Origin of the sequence: Algoriphagus halophilus, assembly GCF_900129785.1 — a bacterium.
GTDB lineage: Bacteria > Bacteroidota > Bacteroidia > Cytophagales > Cyclobacteriaceae > Algoriphagus > Algoriphagus halophilus.
Window position 1 is genome coordinate 167548 of record NZ_FSRC01000004.1, and the last position, 21680, is coordinate 189227.

Sequence of the window (21680 nt, forward strand, 5' to 3'; positions counted from 1 at the left end):
GATACAACTATGGGTAAAAAAATTAAAATATCGGCCGAATTAGAAGAGTTGGCTTGGGAGGAATTGGAGAATGAGGATCAGGAATTGATTTTAGAGGCAAAATCAATTAGTAAAGATGCCTATGCACCCTATTCAAATTTTCAAGTTGGTGCGGCTGCTAAACTAAATTCGGGTAGGATTTTGAGGTCCAGTAATCAGGAGAATGTAAGTTTCCCTGTAGGAGTTTGTGCCGAACGATTGTTATTAGGATATGCAGGAGCTAATTATCCAGAAGATCCAGTTAAAAAGTTGGCGATTGTAGCCAAAAGAAAAGGCGAAAAAGATTGGGCCTCAGTTTCACCTTGTGGGTTATGCCGGCAGACCATCAGCGAAACAGAGATGAGGTTTAATCAAGCGATCACCTTACTCATCTTAAGACCAGAAGGTCAAGTGCTTAAGATTCCGGGAATTCAGGCTCTATTGCCTTTTAAATTTGAGGATTTGAATGGGTAATCTAATGAAGAAGCGTATCATGGTCAGTTATCAGGCAGAATACTGTGTCTCCCACGAACCTAATTTTCAAGAGGAAGAAATTTGGATTCTGTTTCATGGATATGGACAATTGGCAGAATTTTTCATTCGTAAGTTTTTACCCTTTGATCAAAACCATCGGCTTTTTATTGCTCCTGAGGCAACGAATTATTCTTATTTGAAGGATTTCTCTGGCCGAGTTGGTGCCAATTGGATGACCAGCCATGAACGGGAGCTGGCCATTGAAAATAATCATAGGTACTTGGATCAATTAGTGGATGGAATCCTGTCAGGGTTTGAGAATGCTCCAAAAGTTCATGTGTTTGGCTTTTCCCAAGGAGTAGCAACTGCCACCCGTTGGGCAAGCCGTTGGGAGGGGAGGGTCAACAAGTTCGTTCTGTGGGCTGGGGGATTTGCACACGATTTGCAATTAAATGTCAGTAGAGAAAAATTTTTGGATACTGAGTTTATTAGTGTTTTGGGTGACCAAGATGAATTCGTGAATTCTGAGAATCTCCAAAAACAGGAGGAAATGGTAAAGCTATTGGAAAAAAAGGTGAAAAGAATCAATTTTTCTGGAGGACATATCATTGATTCTGAGGTTTTAAAAGGCCTTTTTGAAAAAATATGAGAAATAAATTCATGATTTTTAATACAGGGTCCAAAAACAATTTGATGCAACTTTGACATTCACTATTTTTCGAAAAATTTTGTAATTCATTCATGTTTTCGCTTACTGAAAAAGAGGTTGAATCAATATCAACCCAATTGCTGAAAGGCAATGTATGTTTCTATCAAATCGATAAAAAGAAGATTCATCATATGCCCGATGACGAAGATTATTTCAACTATGATCTCACCGAAGAGGAAGAGGATATTCTAGACGAAATAGAAGATAATCCTGACAATTTTGCTGAGTTCACTAAAATGGAACCTGCCCAAGAGCATCAAATGATGCAGGACTTTGTCGATAGAAAAATCAAGGAGAAAAACTTAGCCGAGGATTTGGTCAATGCCTTGAGTAAACCAAAGGCTTCTACGGGTTTTAAGTTTTTAATTGATGAATCCAAATACAAGAATGAATGGTTGGAGTACAGGCTTTCGAAATACCATGATTGGGTAAAAGAGCAAGTTGATAGCTTCAATTATTCTGAAGATTAATCCCAAACCGCCTTCCCGGCGGTTTTTTGTTTTAGTATGATCACTGAAGAAAATAAACTTTCGATTCGGAATTTTTTGAAACCTGGGGATTTGGGACAGGTAGCTGCCTTGCATGGCAAGATATATGGGGAGGAACACGGTTTCCCCATTGGTTTTGAAATGTATGTAATGGAGAGCTTGATAGAGTTCTATAGACAGTTTGACGAAGAAAGAGATCGTGTTTGGGTAGTGGAGTCCAAGGGGAGGATGGTTGGCTTTTTGCTTTTGATGCATCGGAATGAGAATAGTGCCCAGCTCCGTTATTTTATTATTGAGAAGCCATTTAGAGGAATTGGTTTAGGAAAAGAGTTGATGCAAAAATGGATGGAGTTTTTTGAGGAAAAGAACTACCAATCCGCTTACTTATATACTACCTCAGGACTGGATCCTGCCATCAGCCTATATGAAAGATATGGCTTTGTGAAAATATCTGAGGAAAAAACAGAGAATTTTGGTTTTCCAATGTTGGAGATTTTATATCGGTTAGAAAAGGCTTGATAGTTAAGAGTTTGCTAAAGAAAAATGTATTTTTAGTAAACAATCATATCAATCATGACTTCACAACCTTTCAAAACCATCAAAAAAGCGCTGGATTACTGGTACTTGTTGACCTTAATTGGAGCAGTATTTATTCTTTTAGGAATTTATGTGTTTAGTACTCCTCTCGCTTCCTATTTAGTGTTGGCGACACTTTTCAGCCTATCATTTTTAGTTTCTGGTTTGAGTGAGTTGACTTTTGCTTTTGGGAATAGAAAACACTTGGATAATTGGGGCTGGTTTTTGGCATCAGGCCTGATCAGTACGGTAATTGGATTTTTATTACTGACTAATCCTGCACTTTCCATGGTGACTTTACCTTTGTATGTAGGGTTTGGAGTGATGTTTAAGTCTATAGCAGGTATCAGTTTTGCTTTGAGTTTAAAAGACCATGGCGACGAATACCAATCCTTACTTTGGTTAAGTATTGGAGGGATGATTTTGTCCATCATCCTAATTTGGAACCCTGCAATCATTGGGATGACCCTAGTTACTGTCACAGCGATGGTGTTTATTCTTCTAGGAATTGTTGCAGTTTTATTCTCTTTGAAGCTTAAGAAATTACATGACCTTCCGAAAAAGCTAAAGAAGAAATTCGAAGAAAATTCTTGAGGGAAATGACTTTCTTGGATAGTTGACAAAAGTGGTTTGACCTTTTCTAAGGATTAAGACGTTAGAAATGGGGATGGATTTTAATTCCTTCAAGCTATCTTTGCTTTATGCGAAAATCCATATTCTCTCTATTGATTGTCTTCTTTTCTATCTCTTCTTCCTATTCTCAAAATTGGGATTGGGGTGGTCCTATGGATCCTCTGCAAGAGAAATTCAAAGTGTTACATTATCAATTGGAACTTGAAATTCTTTTGGATTCAAAATCCATAAAAGGGAAAAATAGGATCACATTTGATGCCCCTGAAAAACTCGATACCCTTCGACTAAATTTAATTGATGAATATGTGGTGTCCCGTGTTTTGATGAATGGGGAGGAAGTGAGTTTTACTCATCAAAACGATATTTTGGATATCATTCCCATCGATTGTAGGTGCAATTCGGTCGAAGTATTTTACGAAGGGGTTACACCTATTGCTATCAACCCACCTTGGACAGGAGGATTCACTTGGGAGTTAGATTTAATGGATCAGCATTGGATGGGACTTTCTTCCCAAGGTGAAGGGGCTAAGATTTTCATGCCTGCCCTTGACCACCCCTCAAGTGAGCCAGAAAACGGAGTAGATTTATTTTTCACGGTTCAAAAACCCTATTTCGTGGCTTCCAATGGGAGATTAATCGAACAAAAGGAAGTAGGAGATCGCATCACATATCATTGGGCTACGGAGTACCCGATTAATAATTATGGAATAAACTTTACAGTGGGAGTTTTTCATGAAGCTAAAATGGATTTTGAATCCATTTCAGGCCAGAAAATCCCAATGCACGTATTCGTTTTGCAGGAAGATGAAGCAAAAGCTCAATCTTTATTAGAAGTCTTAAAAGTGAGCGTCGAAACACAAGAGAAATATTTTGGAGCATTTCCTTTCCCAAACGATAAAATAGCGGTAGTTGAAACTCCTTATTTAGGGATGGAGCACCAAACCATCAATGCCTATGGGAATAATTTCCAGTTTGTTCCTATGGGGGATGTTTCCTATGATTGGTTATTGCATCATGAACTAGGGCATGAGTGGTTTGGAAATAAAATGTCGGTTGGGGATTGGGCAGATATGTGGATCCATGAAGGTTTTACAGCCTATGGAGATTGGTTGTTTTACGAAGCACATGGTGGTTTTGATGCCTATTTGGATCACGCTGGTTCTGTTTTAAAGACTATTCCACATGCCAAACCAGTGGTATCTCCACCTAACAGTACGGAAGAGGAGGCTTATCATGGTGAGATTTATAGTAAAGGGGCTGCGGTGGTTCACGGTTTGCGTGGGGTAGTTGGAGACGAAGTGTTTTTCCCTCTATTGAAGGCATTTATTTCAGATGATCGTTTTACCTATCTTAATCAAGTGAATACCAATGATTTTATTGAGTTTGTCAATGCCTATACGGGGCAGGATTTAAGTCTATTCCTTAATTTTTATTTGAAAACGACAAACTTGCCTGTACTAAAAGTTGGAAAGAAGGGGAAGGATGGGTATCAAGTGAGCTTGAAAGGGATCGATTTTACCATTCCTGTTGAAATTGAAACTTCCAATGGATTGATTAAAGAAAAGATAGGTTCCAAACCTGTTTTTATTGAAAGTACAACTGAGATTAAAGTTGATCCTAAAGGATGGTTGATGTTATCCAAATAACCCTCTAGATGATAAAGAATTGGACTACTAATCCCCCCAAAAGCCAGATATAACTGAGAATGGCAATGTATTTAAGAATGGTTTCCATGTTTTTGCTTTTGGGAGCCATTTCTTTCATGTAATGCATGTCCTTATATTTTTGATAACCTAACCAAATCAAATAAACTGAACCAATCAGAAAAGCGATGTTTAGAAAGAAGGTATAGTTTAATTGAAAATAGGATTCATCTTGAATACTAACCTGAGAGGGGTCAGGTAATATTCCTAGAAAGTCAAAGGAGTAATGAAGGAATATTGATGTGAAAATCAATGAAGAAAGCAACAGGAATAAAATGTATAGGGCCATTTTCCAACCATAATATTTTGCATTGATTCTGAGTACAGGGAATACTACCAAGTCACTGAATATAAAGGCCATCACTCCCGCAAAACTTACCCCTTTCCCAAATAGCAAAGCTGCCAAAGGAATATTACCCATAGAGCCTATAAAGGTCAAAAAAGCTGCTATTGGTCCAATGATGACGTGTTCCAGGATTTCTAAAAACGAATAATCAGTCTTCCCTAGATTACTGTTGATAAAAAGTGTTTGAAAAAAGGAATCTGGGATCAATGCGGCTACTATTCCGGCAATAGTGAAGCCAATGGTCACATCTTTCCAAACCATCTTCCATTCCATCCCATATTGACGCCCTACTTTTGCCCAGCTTTTTTCGGAATGCACATCATCTTCACCAGTAACTCCCATTTCTTGCATCCCCATTTCTCCTTCAGACAGGTTTTTTTTGGCTGCTTTGATCAGTTTTAAAGGTTTGGTAATCCGGATGATAATCCAGCTAATCAATATCAGTAATATTCCTCCCAGGTATTCGCCAACAACGAACTGCCAGCCTAAAAAAATGGAAATAATAATTCCCAATTCGATGACCAAATTGGTGGACGCTAGTAGAAAAGCGATGGAGGAAATAAAGCTAGCTCCTTTTTTGAAAAGTGATTTGATAGTGGCCAATGCGGAGAAACTGCAGGAACTGCTAATAAATCCAAATAAGGTTCCCAAAAGCACCCCTTTTCCTTCTTTGCCTCCCATGGTCTGCTCCATTTTTTCTTCCGTAACGAAGATTTGAATCAAGCTACTAATAAGATAACCCAATCCAAAGGCCCAAAAGGCCATCCAAAAAAACCCAAAACTTGTATTGGCAGCTTCTGCCCATTTTTCGAGAAATCCCATCACAACAATTTTACTTCCTTGGTTACTGAGTTTTCAAAGTTCATGCAAAGCTGGTGTTCATGCTTGACTCCTTGTATTGGGCGATATGAGGTAGGTTGGAAGAGAATATTTTCCCTAGCTGTTCCCAGATTGGGGTGTATTTTGCACGTGGCTATGCCCGCTCTTCAAAAGGTACGATGGTGCCTCTCTCCACATAATTTTTCAATCCCTGGAGAAGAATGGCCCAACAAAAGGAAGATCTCTTAAAATGATCATTGCATGAAGGCCATCCGATATGCCAAAAATTCACTTTTGTTTTTCCAGAATCCCGGCTGAGATCAAATCCAAATGTAGTAGGATTCCAATCCTCATCTGAGTCCGTCATTTTTATATGAAATGATTGATTTTCTTGGTACTGGATCACTTTTCCATACCAATCATATTCAGGGGTAAAAAAGAAATTGTATGTTCCATTCAATTCAGAGTCTCCTTTACATGCTTTTGGCCACCAGTTGATAAGCTCTGAAGGATTGGATACCGCTTGGAAAACCTTTTCGATAGGACTGTCAATCCATAGGTCATGATAAATAGCGTAGGACTGTGCATCTGACGTGTTCATTAGGATTCTTTGATAATGGTAGGTTGTCCTTTGACTATGAATTCAAAGATGTCAGGTCGGTCATAATGCCCAATTGGGTCAAAATCCAGCTTACTTTTAAGGATGTCTTCCAGATCAATTTCTGCACAAACTTTACCTACCTCTCCAAAAAGGGGGCCTGCCAAAATCTCTCCCATAGGGGAAACGATGAGGGACCCCCCGGCACAGATTATTTCAGGATCATCCTTAAGTTCTTTTTGAAGTGTTTTGGGATACATAGATTTGGTGAAATACTGGTTGCATCCTAATACAAAGCATCTTCCTTCCAATGCAATGTGCTTCATGGTGGAGGTCCAATTTTCCCGTGCGTCCGCAGTAGGGGCAATATAAATTTCTACCCCTTGGTTATACATGGACATTCGTGCCATGGGCATGTAATTTTCCCAGCAAATCAATCCTCCCAATTTACCGATTTTGGTCTCAAAGGTGACCAAGGACTTACCATCTGCCTCAGCCCAAACCAAGCGCTCAGTTCCTGTGGGTTTAATTTTTCTATGTATGCCAAGAAATCCTGCAGAAGGGGAAATATAGATCATCGAACAATACAGACTCCCATGGAATTTTGACTTTTCAGTGACTCCTAAGATCAGATAGATGCCTAGCTTTTTACTGAGTTTCACGAGTCTTTGCAAATCTCCACTATCCAGGTCAAAACTTTGTTTATGGTATTCAGCATATAATTCTCTGCCTTCTTCTGAACGGCTTCCAATCCTTGCTCCGAAGCTAAATCCTCTGGGATATCCAGGAATAAAGGACTCTGGAAATACAATCAATTGATAACCTTCTTTGGCATTTTGTGTACATAGGCTTTCTACCTTTTGTAAAGTCTTTTCTTTATCAAAAAATATGGGGTGATCCTGAATTAAACAGACTTTCAGCTTCATAAAATAGGCGTTTGCCAATCAATTTACGAACTCAATAGGAAACCCAAGGGAAGTTCTTGTAATTTTGCGAACTCAAAGTAGGAAAAAAGCATTCATTCTTTTCCCATACTTAATACCTAAATTGCAGCATGGAAGAGATTCAGAAACAAGACATTCGCAAATTAAGCCTCGCTGAACTGGAAGCGTTCTTTTTGTCCCATGGGGAAAAGAAATTCCGAGCCAAGCAGGTTTATGAATGGCTATGGAATAAATCCTTAAAGAATTTTGATGACATGAGTAATATTTCTCTAAGTACGAGAGAAATGCTTAAATCTCACTTCACTATCAACCATATTCGAGTGGATCTCATGCAGCATTCAGAGGATGGGACCATCAAGAATGCGGTCAAATTATATGATGACAAGATTGTCGAATCTGTTTTAATTCCTACTTCAAAAAGAATTACGGCTTGCGTGTCTTCTCAAGTGGGTTGTAGTTTGGATTGTAATTTTTGTGCCACTGCCCGCTTAAAGCGGATGCGAAATCTCAATCCAGATGAAATCTATGATCAAGTAGTAGCGATAAAAGAGGAGGCGGAAACCTATTTTCAGCGTCCTTTGACCAATATTGTTTTTATGGGAATGGGTGAGCCATTGCTAAATTATGCCAATGTGCTTGCCGCTATTGATAAAATCACCTCACCCGAAGGATTGGGTATGGCTGCAAGAAGAATTACCTTATCCACTGTTGGGGTCACTAAGATGATTCGTAAAATGGCGGATGATGGTGTGAAATTTAATCTGGCGGTTTCCCTCCACTCAGCTATCAACGAAACTCGTTCCAGACTTATGCCGATCAATGATTCTAATCCAATCGAGGAGTTGGGCGAGGCCTTGAAATACTGGTATCAAAAGACTGGGAGGAAAGTCACCTATGAATACGTGATTTGGGATGGGGTGAATGATGATGAGCGTCATGCGAAGGCATTGGCTAAATTTTGCAAGATCATTCCATCTAAAGTAAACATCATCCAGTATAATCCGATTGACGAAGGAGAATTCAGACAGGCAAAACAAGAGGCAGTAGATATGTATGTGAAGATATTGGAAAGCCAGGGAATTATTGCCAAGGTTCGTAAATCCAGAGGACAAGACATTGATGCTGCCTGTGGCCAGTTGGCCAATAAAAATGAAGTAGCTGAGATTTAATGGTATTGAATTTGTTTTTAGAGCTATCCCTCCAGTTTTAAATTGAAACCTATGAAAAAAATTATACTTCTCTTTTTTGCATGCTTTGTAATCAGTTCAATAGCTTCTGCTCAAACACAGGGTGATAGTAGAATACATGCACTTGGATCCTATGGTTTGCGATACAAATACTTTGGAGTAGGGGCAGGATGGGAGTTTTTTTTCGTGGATAATTTTTCTTTTATGCCTAGCTATACAAGGGTTTTTCCGAATGTAGGCAAAGCGAGTAATTTCAGTGCGGATCTCAGATATTATATTTCTGTTGGAGCATCCCAGCTATATTTTATGGCTGGATATAGTCAAAATTGGGAAAATACGAATCCTGATGGGGCTGGAACAAAAAGAAATGTAAAAGGAGCAAATATGGGGGTTGGAGCCTATATACCTTTGGTAGATTGGGTAGGTTTAAGTACCGAATTTAAATTCCAAAGTCAATACCCACGAGAAGCAGGTTTCCGATTTGGGCTTGCCTTTCCTTTATAAACTATTTCTTACTGAATTCGAATAATTTTCTTTTCTCTTCCTTGGAAAGAGCTTCATATCCTTTCTCTGCGATTTTATCCAAAATGATATCAATTTCTTCCTGAGAGGATTCGCTACTGGATTTTACTGCTGGTTTAGAACTAGGTGCTGATTTTGAAAAAGGCTTAAACGAGCTGGATTTTTTGGGTCTTCGGTAGGTAACGTTGATCTTCTGTCTTTTGGAAAATAAGTTTTCGAAGAATATCCCTACTTTCTGAATTGGGATTCCCCAATCCGTTCCTTTTCTTAACTGAATGATGTATAGATATCCCATTAAGGCACCACCCAGGTGAGCCAACTCTCCACCAGCATTTGCGCCAGCAGAATTTGCAAATGAGAGGATCACATAAAATATCGCGATGTATTTTATTTTGACAGGCCCGAGTAAGATTAAGAAAAAGGTGGTGTTTGGACTTAGAGTGGCCGCTCCAACCACGATTGCAAATACTCCTGCACTTGCTCCAAGCATCAAAGAAGAGTTGAGTGAATTTTGGAAATAAGGGGCAAGATTGTAAATCAACACATAAAATAGCGCACCGGTCAATCCCCCTAAAATGTATAGGTTGGCAAGCTTCCGACTTCCCAGATATTGGTGGATCAATTGCCCAAACCAATACAAGAACAGCATGTTGAAAAGAATATGGAATATTCCTTCATGCATAAACATATAGGAAAGAATGGACCAAGGCTGAGTAGCCAAAGTAGTCAAGGAGGCGGGCATCATAAACTTCGCTACCCCTGCACTATAGAGGTCCCCAAACCCAGTAATTGTAAGAAGTACTCTGGATACCAATAGCACCAGAAATACCAAAATATTGATCGCAATCAGCTTAAAAAGGCTGTTGTTGTCATGCCGGAAGGCGTTTCGAAGATTTTCCCAAAAATTTCCGTACATCATTTAATAAAAGCTATTTCTATCTTTTTTCCAGAAGTAAACTAAAACTCCACCTATGATTAATCCTCCCAAATGGGCAAAGTGGGCGACATTATCCGTGGGATTATTAATCAGTACGTTATATATCGTGTACAGTCCATAAAAAAGCACTAAATATTTTGCTTTTACTGGCATAGGAGGAAACAATAAGAATAATTGCGTATTTGGGAATAGCATGGCAAAAGCGATCAACACCCCGAAAAGGGCTCCTGAAGCACCTACCATGGGGACATTTCCCTGAATCTCCAATATTGCATCCAAAGTTTGACTCGCTCGACTGATTTTTACCTGGTCTGTTGGATTCCTGCTATAGTCATCTACAAAATCAAAAATAGCACGATCGAAGAAACCCCTGTTTTCCAATACAATTTTATTAAAGGTATCGGGGTCTGGGTCTACCTGAAAAGCAGCTACTTTTTCCTGAAGATTGGCCATTCTAAATGAAGTATATCCAGAGTAAAGAACACCAGAACCAACTCCACAGGCCATCCATAATATGAGTAGTTTTTTAGGACCTAAAAATTGCTCTAGCAAAGGCCCAAATATTAGGAGACCAAACATGTTGCTGAAGAGATGCCAGAAATCAGCATGCATGAACATGTATGTCAAAAACTGAAAAGGCTGAAAGTAAGAACTGTGTATATAATACAGTGCAAACAAACCGCTGATTTGAGGGAACAAAAATGCAGAGACTAAAAATATTCCTACATTAATCAGCAGCAGGTTTTTTACTATAGGTGTGATATTTCTAAACATACTATTTTCCGAAGAAGGAGTGAATATTGGATAAATCCAATTTTATGAATGTTTTGTTCCCCGAAAGCCCATAATTTGGATTCTGGCAGGCAAATAATTGGCCTACGATCGTTTCCATTTCTTGGGAATTCAGTTTCTGTCCTCTTTTTAAGGAGGATTTTCGAGCCAATGACCGGGCTAAATTTTCACGGTTGTCCAGTGAAAGCTCATTTTTAAAGTTTTTGTATTGCTCTATAAGCCCTTCAAATAGCTCTTTTTCACTTTTCGACTGGATATCTGCTGGAACACCCTGGATCAAAATGGTGTCTTTTCCAAACTCAGAAACCATAAATCCCAGACTATGAAGTTCAGGAAGAATATCCATCACCAAGGCATAATCAGATGGGCTCAAAGGCACGGTTGGAGGGAAGAGGCATTGTTGGGATGGTCCCTGGGCAGAATTTAATTGCTTGATGTACCTTTCATATAGAATTCGCTCATGTGCCACTTGCTGATCTACGATCAACATGCCAGTGGACATTTGGGCGACTATATAGTTGAGTTCTACCTGAAAAGTAGTACCAGTGGTTTCCTCTTCTCTTCTTAAAGGAATAAACTCTTTATTTTCTTCCTGACTTGCCCGGCTAGGAAAAGTCAATACTTCAGGTTCCTCTTGCTCCACGGATCGCTCTAAACTAGGTTGTTTTTGATTACCATCGAACAACTTTTCCCAACCTGAAGTGGAAGCTTTTTTGAATTCTGGAGTATTGTAACTTTTATAACTGTATTCCCGATCTACTTGCTCTTTTTTCTCCGTGTCTTTGCTCCAGTTTTCGGTAAAATTGACATCGAAGGAAAAATCCAGAGAAGGAACCACATGGTGTGCTCCTAACGCTTGTTTTACAGCTGACCTAACCACCGCGTAAACGGTACGTTCATCATCAAATTTTATCTCTGTTTTGGTAGGGTGGACATTGATATCGATATGGGCCGGATCAATTTCCAAAAACAATACATAAAAGGGGTGCTGATCTGGTTGAATCAGGCCTTCAAATGCATTGCTTACCGCATGATTCAAATAGCTGCTTTTAATGTACCGGTTGTTTACAAAGAAAAACTGTTCTCCCCTGGTCTTTTTGGCATTTTCTGGCTTACCTATATAACCCCTCACATTGATATGGGGAGTCAATTCTTCACAAGGCACCAACTGACCCTGGTAATTTTTCCCAAATAAGCCTACGATTCTTTGGCTGAGTTTTCCTGGACTTAAATTAAAGGTCTCCAGGTCTTGTTGATGCATGGTGAATGAAATTTCTGGGTAAGACAATGCTACCCTTTGAAATTCATCTACAATATGTCTCATTTCCACAGGATTGGACTTCAGGAAATTTCTCCTTGCAGGCACATTGAAAAAGAGATTTTTCATCGCTACCGATGTTCCGTTTTGGGCGGCAACCGGTTCCTGTTTTTTTATTTCCGAACCTTCGATTTGGATCAAGGTACCCAGATCCGAATCTGCTTGTTTGGTTTTTAGTTCAACTTGAGCTACGGCTGCAATGGAAGCCAAGGCCTCTCCCCTGAAACCAAATGTCCGTATGGAGAAGAGGTCGCTACTACTTCTGATTTTGGAGGTAGCATGCCTTTCGAAACTCATTCGGGCATCTGTGCCGGACATACCTTTTCCATTATCAATCACTTGAATGAGCTGTTTGCCAGCATCTTTAATGATCACTTGGATATGGGTAGCTCCGGAATCAATCGAGTTCTCCAGTAATTCTTTTAAAGCAGAGGAAGGTCTTTGTACTACCTCCCCAGCTGCGATTTGATTGGCAATGGCATCAGGCAGGAGCTGAATGATGTCACTCATTTTTTCTTTTGGATTTTAGCCTGAAGAAAAAATATACACCAGCAGAAATTGCAGTCACGTAGAGAATGTATTCAAAAATAATAGGACCCAGATAGATGTAACCTCCCAGTCCTCCCAATAAAACGAAAAATATGAGTGAACGTATCATTCCTGTAGAGGTAAAGGCACTGGAACTGCGCTCCTTGATACCTCGGTGTTGGGCAAAAGCACCTCTTATCCCAGACTGGTAGCTAAAGCCAGTTCCATGCTGGTCTTTGGAGATGACTCCTTCGGCTTCCAATTCTTTTTTGATACGGGAAGTTCTTTGATCTATTTCCTCCTTGACCGGGTCGTAATACCTGGGTTTGATATCAAAACGCATGGGTGTCGCAGTACGAAATACGGATGGAAATTTCATGGCAATATATGTTTTAAATGAAACTTCTCGTTAAGGAGAAGGTTCATGGTAGGACAAAGTTCTTGATCATTCACCGGATATCAAATTTATGAGGTAATTAACCCTATAAATTGATCATTCTTGCTTGATCTTTTATATCTTCAAATATCCGTAGTTCCTCTAATTTTAGACCAATGACGGCTTTGGAACTAAGGAGCGGAAATTTATGATACGAATTTTCCGATGGGCCGTTTTCACAAATTTATTTTAAAAGTTAAGGATTAAAAATTTTACACGGGAATGAGCATGAAGCTTTGGAGGGTTTTGACTGTAGGATTTATTGCAATTTTATTCAGTTCAGGCAGAACAGATAATCTCGCTGCTGTGGAGGATCCACTGGTTAGTAAGGACCCATTGAACCAAGTGAGTTGGGTGGATAGTGTTTTTAACTCCCTCAGTTTTGAGGAAAGGTTAGGACAACTTTTTATGGTTGCGGCTTATTCAAATAAAGACCAAAGGCATGTGGATGAAATTGCTAATTTGGTTAAGAGTGAAAATCTTGGAGGGCTGATATTTTTTCAGGGAGGCCCAGTAAGACAAGCCAATTTGACCAATTATTACCAAGCACAGGCTAAAACACCTTTGTTCATTGCAATGGATGCAGAATGGGGAATAAGTATGCGCTTGGATTCTATACCGGACTTTCCTAAAGCCATGACCTTGGGTGCTGTTCAGGATTCCGAATTGATTTATGATATGGGAACTGAAATGGCTAGACAGTTCAAAGAGTTGGGTATGCATATCAATTTTGCCCCCGTTGTAGATGTTAATTCCAATCCTGATAATCCCGTAATTGGATATCGAGCATTTGGAGAAAATAAAAAATTAGTAGCCCAACGCGCGGTCTCTTATATGAAAGGGCTGCAAGATCATGGGGTGATTGCCAACGCAAAGCATTTTCCAGGACATGGGGATACAGAAGTGGATAGCCATTATTCATTGCCAGTGATAAAGAATCCGGAGCAACGGATCTGGGAGGTAGACCTCTATCCTTACCAGGAGCTTTTTAGGGAAAACTTGATGTCTGTGATGGTTGCCCACCTCAATATTCCGAGCTTGGACCCAGCGGCCAATATGGCAACCAGTTTGTCCAAAAAAGTGGTGACGGACTTACTCCAAAATCAAATGAACTTTCAAGGCCTGATCTTCACAGATGCCTTGAATATGAAAGGGGTGGCCAATACTAATTCCCCCGGAGAGGTAGATTTAAAAGCCCTATTGGCAGGGAATGATATTCTTTTGTATTCCCAGGATGTGCCAAAGGCAAAAGCCATGATCAAAAGAGCAGTGGAAGATGGCGTGATTGAGGAAGCGGAGGTGAATCGAAGAGTAAAGAAAATATTAAAGGCAAAATATTGGGCCGGTCTCAATAATTACAAACCGATTGAAACAGAAGGTTTATTAGAGCGATTGACCAGCCCTGAAGCGAAAGTGATCACTGAAGAGCTTTATGCGGATGCCATCACTATTGCTACCAACAAAGATGATTTGGTCCCTTTCAAGCAGCTTGACTTGAAAAGCTTTGCTTCTTTATCCATAGGAGATGAGGGAGAGGTATTTCAAAAATACCTGTCCAAGTATGCCCAGTTTGACCATTTTTCAATTCCAAAGGCAGCAGATCAGACTTCCCACTACAACACCATGAAAAAGCTAGAAGATTATAAGGTGGTGGTAGTCGGTTTAATGGGGGTTACTAATAGTCCCAGAAGGAAATTTGGAATTGCTCCTGCTGATGTTCAATTGCTTAAGGATTTAAGTAAACGGCAGAAAGTGGTAGTGGTATTGTTTGGTAATTCGTATGCTGCTCAATATTTGGAAGGATTGGAAAATGTCATTTTTGCCTATGAGAATAATGACTTTACCCAAGAATTGGCACCTCAAGTACTATTTGGAGGTCGCCCTGCGCAAGGAATCTTGCCTGTATCTGTAAGTGATCAATTTACCCAAGGAGTAGGAGGGTTTTTGCCTGGAAACCAACGGTTGTCCTATGGTACTCCTGAAAGCGTTGGACTGAATAGTGAGATTCTTAATAAAATTGATGAAGTCGCTGAAAGAGCTATCCGAATCCAAGCGACTCCTGGTGCCAATGTTTTGGTGGTCAAAAATGGAAAAGTGGTTTTTGAAAGATCGTATGGTCAATTGGAATATAAAACTAGTCCTAAAGTCACCTCAGAAACGGTCTATGATTTGGCTTCGATTACCAAAGTCTTAGCCACTACTCAAGCAGTCATGTTTCTTCAAAGTAGGGGAGAGCTGGATATGAATAAGACCCTTGGAGACTATTTGCCTGAATTAAAGGGAACCAACAAGGAGCATTTGGTGATCAAGGATGTTCTCATGCATGAATCTGGATTGGTTGCTTACATTCCGCATTATGCAAAAACTGTTGAAAGAGGGAATTGGAGAGGGGATTTTTATAAACCCCGTCCAGAACAAGGATTCAAAAGGCCTGTTTCCAACGATATGTATGGGCGAGATGATTTGAGAGACAGTATCTGGAATTGGACTGTGGAGTCAAAGCTTCTTCCAAAATCCGGAGGCAAGTATAAATATGTGTATTCTGACCTGACCATGTACTTTATGCAGGCAGTAGTAGAAAGAATCGTCAATCAACCATTGAATGATTTCATGGACCAGAATTTTTACGAGCCTTTGGGTTTGTATACCATGACTTTTCTCCCCGCTGAAAAAATGCCTCTTGATAACATCGCTCCTACAGAGGATGATGTAGCTTTCAGGAAAAGATTAGTTAGGGGCTATGTTCATGACCCGGGCGCAGCAATGTATGGAGGAGTTGCGGGGCATGCAGGCCTTTTTGGAAAAGCGAATGACTTGGCCGTCATGATGCAGATGATGCTAAACCGTGGATATTACGGGGATGTTTCATTGATCAAGCCTACGACTGTGGATATGTTTACAAGGTTACAGTCCAAACAAAGTCGAAGAGGATGGGGATGGGATAAGCCTGACCAAGAACCTGGAAAAGGAGGTTCTGCAAGTGAATTAGCACCTAAAAGTACTTTTGGACATACTGGATTCACAGGAACTTGTGTTTGGGCCGATCCCGAGAACCAATTGATTTATGTTTTTCTTTCTAATCGGGTATATCCTGATGCCAATAATACCAAGTTGCTCAAAGAAGGAATCCGGACAGAAATCCATGATATTATTTATCAAGCCATGGGAAAAACCAGTGAATAATATATTCTTTCCTTGAAAGATAGACTTCGGGTTTTTTGTAAAAGTATTCTTAAATAAACAGGTCGATACCAATTAAAGTGTCCTCTAGTAACTTGATTTAAGAGTTGCTTTGGTTTGAAGACTGAGCCATATTTTAGTGAAATGATTCGAAATTGGTAAGTAGAAGTAGGGCAGAGAAAATTGAAGTTACACCTCTTGTGTTCATCAGATCCCCACAAGAATTTGTGGTTAACAGGGTTTTTTTCAGCCGTTTTTAAAAGAAAGGGTGATTTTTATAAATAATTTTTTCAGGAAGAAAACGATGTAAACATCTGTATTTCAGTAAATAAAGGCGGTGATTACCTTTCGGGCTTAATTCATTTAATATTTAAAATACTTAATTTGAACAAAAATAAACCCAAACCGTGTTTAAAGTCAGGTTTAAACACCTATACGATCTGAAATATGAAAATAGGCATTGTTTGCTATCCTACGTTTGGGGGTAGTGGAGTAGTAGCAACAGAACTTGGAAAAGGTCTGGCGAAAATTGGGCATGAGATACATTTCATTACCTATAGGCAGCCAACGCGCTTAGATTTTTTTAGTGAGAACTTATTTTATCACGAAGTTGACATCAAGTCCTACCCATTATTTGAACATGCACCCTACGAATTGGCACTGGCCAGTAAAATGGTTTACGTGGTCAAATATGAAGAGCTCGATTTATTGCATGTTCATTATGCAATTCCTCATGCTTCTGCGGCTTATATGGCAAAACAAATCCTGAAAGAGGAGGGAATCCATATTCCAGTAGTGACCACCTTGCATGGTACAGATATTACTTTGGTAGGGAAAGATCCTAGTTACGAACCTGTTGTGACCTTTAGTATTAATCAATCTGATGGGGTCACCGCCGTTTCAGAAGATCTGAAGAAAGAAACTCTGTCTCATTTTGAGATAAAAAGAGATATTCAAGTAATTCCGAACTTTATTGATTTAGATAGGTTCAAAAAGCAAAAGAAAGAACACTTCAAATTGGCAATTTGTCCGAATGGTGAAAAGCTTTTGGTTCATACATCCAATTTCAGAAAGGTAAAACGTGTAGAGGATGTCATTAGGGTGTTTTATGAAATCAGAAAAGAGATTCCAGCTAAACTTTTATTGGTAGGCGATGGACCTGAGCGTGATAAGATGGAGCGGCTTTGCAGAGAATTAGGTACCTGTGATGATACTCGTTTCTTAGGTAAATTAGATGCCGTGGAGGAAGTGTTGTCTGTTGCAGACTTGTTTGTCATGCCTTCTGAGAAAGAAAGTTTTGGGCTGGCAGCATTAGAAGCCATGGCCTGTGAAGTTCCGATTCTATCTTCTAATGCAGGCGGAATTCCTGAATTGAATTTGGATGGAGTTACAGGTTTTGTATGTGAAGTCGGTGATGTGGATGATATGAAAGAAAAAGGGTTATTTATTTTAAAAGATGAAAACTTGCCTACATTCAAGAAGAATGCTTTGGCGAGGGCTCAAGAGTTTGATATTTCTGCGATTTTACCAATGTATGTAGATTATTATCAAAAGACTATTGAGTCTACTTTAGCACGCATTTAATATTTTCTTATATTATAGTAACTCAATTGCCCATTTAAATAACTCAAATAGATTAACTTTGTAATTCGAATCGAGGTTTTGCCTCTTTGAACAAGTAAATTTGATTAAAGCTCGTATGAAAAAGATTGGAAGACTGGATAAACCGGACAATTTTAATACTGCACGGATGTTTACCAACCCAATTTTGGAAAGGTTGACAAGAACAAATATCCTAGTACCGATTACAATGTTTATTGTTTTTGCAGGGATTTCATTTTACTATGCTTTTACCACTACTACCATAAGTTTGGCAATGGGGCTCGGAATTACCGTGGTGGGATACATCGCTTTTACCTTTGTGGAGTATATGATGCATAAACACTTCTTCCATATGGAGCCAAGCAACCCGATCAAAGATAAGTTGCAGTATACTGTTCACGGCGTGCACCATGATTATCCAAAAGATAAATATAGACTTGCAATGCCTCCGTTTGTATCTGCGGCCTATGCAGCTATTTTCTATTTGGTATTCACCTTAATTATGGGTGATTATGCATTATATTTTCTTCCAGGGTTTTTATTCGGATACGCAAGTTATCTAGGCTTTCATTACTTGGTTCATGCGATTGCTCCACCAAAAAACTTCATGAAAGTACTTTGGGTTAACCATGCAATTCACCATTATAAAGATCCAGATGTGGCATTTGGAGTGAGTACTCCACTTTGGGATATCCTTTTAGGTACCATGCCGAAAAAATAAACAAACATCAACCTCCTTTTTGGAGGTTTTTTTATAAAAGCATATGAAGACAGTAGGGATAATTGGCCTTGGATGGGCTGGTTTGCCATTAGCCCAATTTTTAAAAAACAAAAGTTGGGAGGTAATTGGCAGTACTACCAGTGATCAAAAAAGACAGAAGCTTGAGCAAAATGGACTGAACGTAGTAACCCTAAAAATGAATCCCCATCCTGAAGGAAAAGGGTTTCAAAAATTATTTCAAAGTGATTATCTCGTAATCAATATCCCTCCCAGGTCTAGGGTTCAAAGTTCGGATTTCTATTTAGAACAATTGAAATACTTGAAGAGTATGATCAATCAAGCTGGTGCAAAAAAAGTCTTATTTGTATCCAGCACAGGAATTTATCCAACTACTCCAAGAGCAGAGGCCTACGATGAATCTTTCCCAATTACCAGAGAAAATACAGGAAATTCAACCCTATGGGATGCCGAACAAATGATTACTAATTCAGCAGATTTTGATCTAACCATTCTCCGATTTGGAGGCTTAATGGGAGAAGAGAGAATACCAGGAAAATATTTTTCGGGGAAGGAGCAAGTCAAAGGGCATACACGGGTTAATTATGTTCATCAAGATGATGCAGTCGGATTGATTGCCTGGATTTTAGAGCATGATTTATGGAACGAGGTGTATAATGGAGTAGCTCCTATTCATTCGGTGAAGAAAGAGATCTTTGAAAGAAATGTTAAAGACTTAAATCTGGCTCCTCCATTAAGTTATGAGACTCCTCAACATGAAGAGGATAGATTAATAGATTCCAAAAAAATTATTCAAACAGGTTTTAAGTTCAAATACCCCGATCCCCTAGATTTTCCATATACCTTGGGTTAAAAGAAGGATTGATTTCATCAGCAATTAAAATGCTTGGCAGGTGGTGAAAAAAAAGCGATATTTTATTCCTTTAACTTTAAACCCATGCTGATGAAAATTTTTTACTTCTTGTTAGCCCTCTGTGTTTTTTCTTTGTTAGGATGTGAAGGAACAAAAGAAGAAATTGATTATACCGATTGGTCTCATTATGGAGGTCCTGAAGATGGGTCTCGGTATTCTTCTCTCCAACAAATCAATAAACAAAATGTAGCCCAACTTTCGGTCGCCTGGACCTATCAGACAGGCGATGCCACCGAAAGGTCTCAGATCCAATGCCAACCCATTGTCGTGGATGGGTTGCTATTTGGTACTACTCCCAAATTAAATGTTTTTGCCTTGGATGCAGAGACTGGAAAAGAAGTCTGGAGATTTGATCCCTTTCAAGTCCTCGGGGGAGAAAATTCCTGGGCCGGGACAAACCGCGGAGTCAGTTATTGGGAGGAAGGGGAGGATAAAAGAATTCTTTTTGGAGCAGGGAATTGGTTGATGGCGGTGAATGCGTTAACGGGACAGCCAATTCTTGAATTCGGAGATCAAGGAAAAGTGGATTTACGAAAAGGGTTGGATACCGAAAGACAGGATTTTTTAATCGTTGCCAATGCACCTGGAGTCATTTTTAAAGATAAAATTATCATAGGAATGAGGCTTTCCGAGGGCTTAGATGCGGCCCCGGGACATATCAGGGCCTACAATGTCAAAACAGGAGAACGGGAATGGATTTTCCACACCATTCCTCACGAAGGGGAAGAGGGCTACGAAACCTGGGATGCAGAACACGTTCAGAAAATTGGTGGGGCTAACAATTGGGCGGGAATGGTAGTGGATCAAAAGCGGGAAATCGTTTTTGTCCCCACAGGCTCTGCTACGTATGACTTTTGGGGCGGATTTAGGAAGGGAGATAATCTATATGCCAATTCTTTGGTTGCCTTGAACGCTAATACAGGAGAACGGATCTGGCATTTTCAAGCAGTACACCATGATGTTTGGGATCGAGACTTTCCTGCCAATCCAAACTTAATTCGAATTCAAAAAGATGGAAAATGGATGGATGCTGTGGCTCAAATTTCAAAACAAGGGATGACCTATGTTTTTGACCGGGAAACTGGTGAACCTATTTGGCCCATTGAAGAACTTCCAGTATCCCAATCTACCCTACCCGGTGAAGAAACTGCAGCGACACAGCCTATGCCTACCTTGCCGGAACCATTTATGAAAATGCGCTTTGAGCAGCAAGACATTCTAAGCTTGAAGCCGGAATGGGAAGAAGATATCAAAATTCAACTTGAGAATGTTCAATTTGGAGACACTTGGGCTCCACCAAGTGCGGACCATGGAATTATACTTTTTCCAGGTATGGATGGAGGAGGAGAATGGGGAGGAGCCTCATTTGATCCTGGTACGCAGACTTTATATGTCAATGCCAATCAAATTCCTTGGCTTATTGAAATGACTCCAAATGCTGAATTTGAAAATGTAGGACAATCCATTTATTCCACGTATTGCGGTAATTGTCATGGGCTGGAAAGAAAGGGAAACCCTCCTTCGATTCCCTCTCTGTTGGGCGTAGAAGAGAAGTATTCGGCAGATTCGTTACACCAGTTGCTAAAAAAAGGCAGAGGTGCCATGCCAGCTTTCGATCATATTTCTGAGGAAAACAGAAAGGTGCTGGTCAACTACCTGCTTAATCAAAAACAAGCTGAGGGAGATAAAAAAGAGATGGAATCTAAGGATGCACCATTGGCTCCTAGGTATTTTATGAATGGCTACAAAAGATTACGGACCAAAGAAGGTCTCTATGGTTCCAATCCTCCTTGGGGTTTATTAACAGCCATTGATATGAACACTGGCAAAAAGAAATGGCAGATTACCTTGGGAGAAATTGACTCTTTAAGCGCTCAGGGATTTGCACCAACTGGAACTGAAAATTATGGAGGTCCAGTAGCTACAGCGGGTGGATTACTGTTTATAGCTGCCACTAAAGACGAGAAAATCAGGGCTTTCGACAAAGAAACTGGAGACTTACTTTGGGAGGCAAAATTACCTGCTTCCGGGCATGCTACTCCGGCAGTTTACGAAAAAGGAGGGAAACAATTTTTAGTCATCGCATGTGGTGGAGGAAAGGGGACTAAAAGTGGTGATAGCTATGTGGCATTTTCCTTACCCGATTGACTTATTGCGACTTTAATTGGGGACAATGCGGTGAAAAATCCTTAGATTGAATAGGCTTTTTAATGTATCA

General features: G+C 39.7%; 20 protein-coding genes. 13 read left to right on the plus strand and 7 right to left on the minus strand.

The window, feature by feature from the left end; genetic code table 11:
• Window positions 1-9 precede the first annotated feature (9 nt).
• The 6 genes from BUR11_RS19700 to BUR11_RS19725 all read left to right on the plus strand — a co-directional run bounded on the left by BUR11_RS19700 (window position 10) and on the right by BUR11_RS19725 (window position 4544).
• Complete coding sequence (locus BUR11_RS19700) at window positions 10-492, plus strand: cytidine deaminase (RefSeq protein ID WP_074226754.1); 483 nt, start codon at window positions 10-12, stop codon at window positions 490-492.
• Window positions 493-496: 4 nt separating this feature from the next.
• The gene (locus tag BUR11_RS19705) at window positions 497-1141 is read left to right on the plus strand and encodes an alpha/beta hydrolase (protein WP_074226957.1); all 645 of its coding nucleotides are present in this window, start codon (window positions 497-499) and stop codon (window positions 1139-1141) included.
• A 92-nt stretch (window positions 1142-1233) separates the two neighbouring features.
• The gene (locus tag BUR11_RS19710; protein ID WP_074226755.1) at window positions 1234-1671 is read left to right on the plus strand and encodes a UPF0158 family protein; all 438 of its coding nucleotides are present in this window, start codon (window positions 1234-1236) and stop codon (window positions 1669-1671) included.
• Window positions 1672-1707: 36 nt separating this feature from the next.
• A complete protein-coding gene (locus BUR11_RS19715) occupies window positions 1708-2208 on the plus strand; it encodes a GNAT family N-acetyltransferase (protein WP_074226756.1) in 501 nt (166 codons plus the stop codon).
• A gap of 54 nt (window positions 2209-2262) precedes the next feature.
• A complete protein-coding gene (locus tag BUR11_RS19720) occupies window positions 2263-2859 on the plus strand; it encodes an HdeD family acid-resistance protein (protein ID WP_074226757.1) in 597 nt (198 codons plus the stop codon).
• Window positions 2860-2966: 107 nt separating this feature from the next.
• Window positions 2967-4544 carry a M1 family metallopeptidase gene (locus tag BUR11_RS19725; RefSeq protein WP_074226758.1) on the plus strand — a complete coding sequence of 526 codons (1578 nt, stop codon included), beginning with the start codon at window positions 2967-2969 and terminating at the stop codon, window positions 4542-4544.
• Between the two features lie 4 nt (window positions 4545-4548).
• Here BUR11_RS19725 and BUR11_RS19730 read toward each other — a convergent pair whose 3' ends face one another.
• The 3 genes from BUR11_RS19730 to BUR11_RS19740 form a co-directional block, all read right to left on the minus strand.
• Entirely contained in the window at window positions 4549-5769 is a 1221-nt protein-coding gene (locus tag BUR11_RS19730) for a permease (RefSeq protein WP_074226759.1), read from the minus strand.
• Between the two features lie 151 nt (window positions 5770-5920).
• Entirely contained in the window at window positions 5921-6367 is a 447-nt protein-coding gene (locus BUR11_RS19735) for an SRPBCC family protein (RefSeq protein ID WP_074226760.1), read from the minus strand.
• Window positions 6367-7290, minus strand: coding sequence for a carbon-nitrogen hydrolase family protein (locus tag BUR11_RS19740; RefSeq protein ID WP_074226761.1), 924 nt, complete (start codon window positions 7288-7290; stop codon window positions 6367-6369). The genes BUR11_RS19735 and BUR11_RS19740 overlap by 1 nt, the downstream gene beginning before the upstream one ends.
• A gap of 128 nt (window positions 7291-7418) precedes the next feature.
• Here BUR11_RS19740 and rlmN point away from each other — a divergent pair, with 128 nt between their 5' ends.
• Window positions 7419-8477 (plus strand): 23S rRNA (adenine(2503)-C(2))-methyltransferase RlmN, encoded by a 1059-nt coding sequence (gene rlmN, locus BUR11_RS19745; protein WP_074226762.1) that lies wholly within the window; start codon window positions 7419-7421, stop codon window positions 8475-8477.
• 51 nt (window positions 8478-8528) lie between these two features.
• Window positions 8529-8999 carry a hypothetical protein gene (locus tag BUR11_RS19750; RefSeq protein ID WP_074226763.1) on the plus strand — a complete coding sequence of 157 codons (471 nt, stop codon included), beginning with the start codon at window positions 8529-8531 and terminating at the stop codon, window positions 8997-8999.
• A gap of 1 nt (window position 9000) precedes the next feature.
• Here BUR11_RS19750 and BUR11_RS19755 read toward each other — a convergent pair whose 3' ends face one another.
• From BUR11_RS19755 to BUR11_RS19770, 4 genes are read right to left on the minus strand one after another with little or no spacing between them, the layout of a single operon-like run.
• A complete protein-coding gene (locus BUR11_RS19755; RefSeq protein WP_074226958.1) occupies window positions 9001-9933 on the minus strand; it encodes a rhomboid family protein in 933 nt (310 codons plus the stop codon).
• Between the two features lie 3 nt (window positions 9934-9936).
• Window positions 9937-10728: a rhomboid family intramembrane serine protease gene (locus BUR11_RS19760; RefSeq protein WP_074226764.1), complete on the minus strand. Its 792-nt coding sequence runs from the start codon at window positions 10726-10728 to the stop codon at window positions 9937-9939.
• Window position 10729: 1 nt separating this feature from the next.
• Complete coding sequence (mutL, locus tag BUR11_RS19765) at window positions 10730-12574, minus strand: DNA mismatch repair endonuclease MutL (protein WP_074226765.1); 1845 nt, start codon at window positions 12572-12574, stop codon at window positions 10730-10732.
• The gene (locus BUR11_RS19770; RefSeq protein WP_074226766.1) at window positions 12567-12971 is read right to left on the minus strand and encodes a hypothetical protein; all 405 of its coding nucleotides are present in this window, start codon (window positions 12969-12971) and stop codon (window positions 12567-12569) included. The genes mutL and BUR11_RS19770 overlap by 8 nt, the downstream gene beginning before the upstream one ends.
• Before the next feature lie 279 nt (window positions 12972-13250).
• Between BUR11_RS19770 and BUR11_RS19775 the strand changes: the two genes are divergently transcribed.
• From BUR11_RS19775 to BUR11_RS19795, 5 genes are all read left to right on the plus strand, one after another.
• The gene (locus BUR11_RS19775; RefSeq protein WP_074226767.1) at window positions 13251-16211 is read left to right on the plus strand and encodes a glycoside hydrolase family 3 N-terminal domain-containing protein; all 2961 of its coding nucleotides are present in this window, start codon (window positions 13251-13253) and stop codon (window positions 16209-16211) included.
• Window positions 16212-16655: 444 nt separating this feature from the next.
• On the plus strand, window positions 16656-17792 hold the full coding sequence (gene bshA, locus BUR11_RS19780) for an N-acetyl-alpha-D-glucosaminyl L-malate synthase BshA (protein WP_074226768.1): 1137 nt from the start codon (window positions 16656-16658) through the stop codon (window positions 17790-17792).
• Between the two features lie 115 nt (window positions 17793-17907).
• A complete protein-coding gene (locus BUR11_RS19785; protein WP_074226769.1) occupies window positions 17908-18531 on the plus strand; it encodes a sterol desaturase family protein in 624 nt (207 codons plus the stop codon).
• 43 nt (window positions 18532-18574) lie between these two features.
• A complete protein-coding gene (locus BUR11_RS19790; RefSeq protein ID WP_074226770.1) occupies window positions 18575-19402 on the plus strand; it encodes an NAD-dependent epimerase/dehydratase family protein in 828 nt (275 codons plus the stop codon).
• Between the two features lie 90 nt (window positions 19403-19492).
• Entirely contained in the window at window positions 19493-21610 is a 2118-nt protein-coding gene (locus BUR11_RS19795; RefSeq protein WP_074226959.1) for an outer membrane protein assembly factor BamB family protein, read from the plus strand.
• Window positions 21611-21680: the final 70 nt, after the last annotated feature.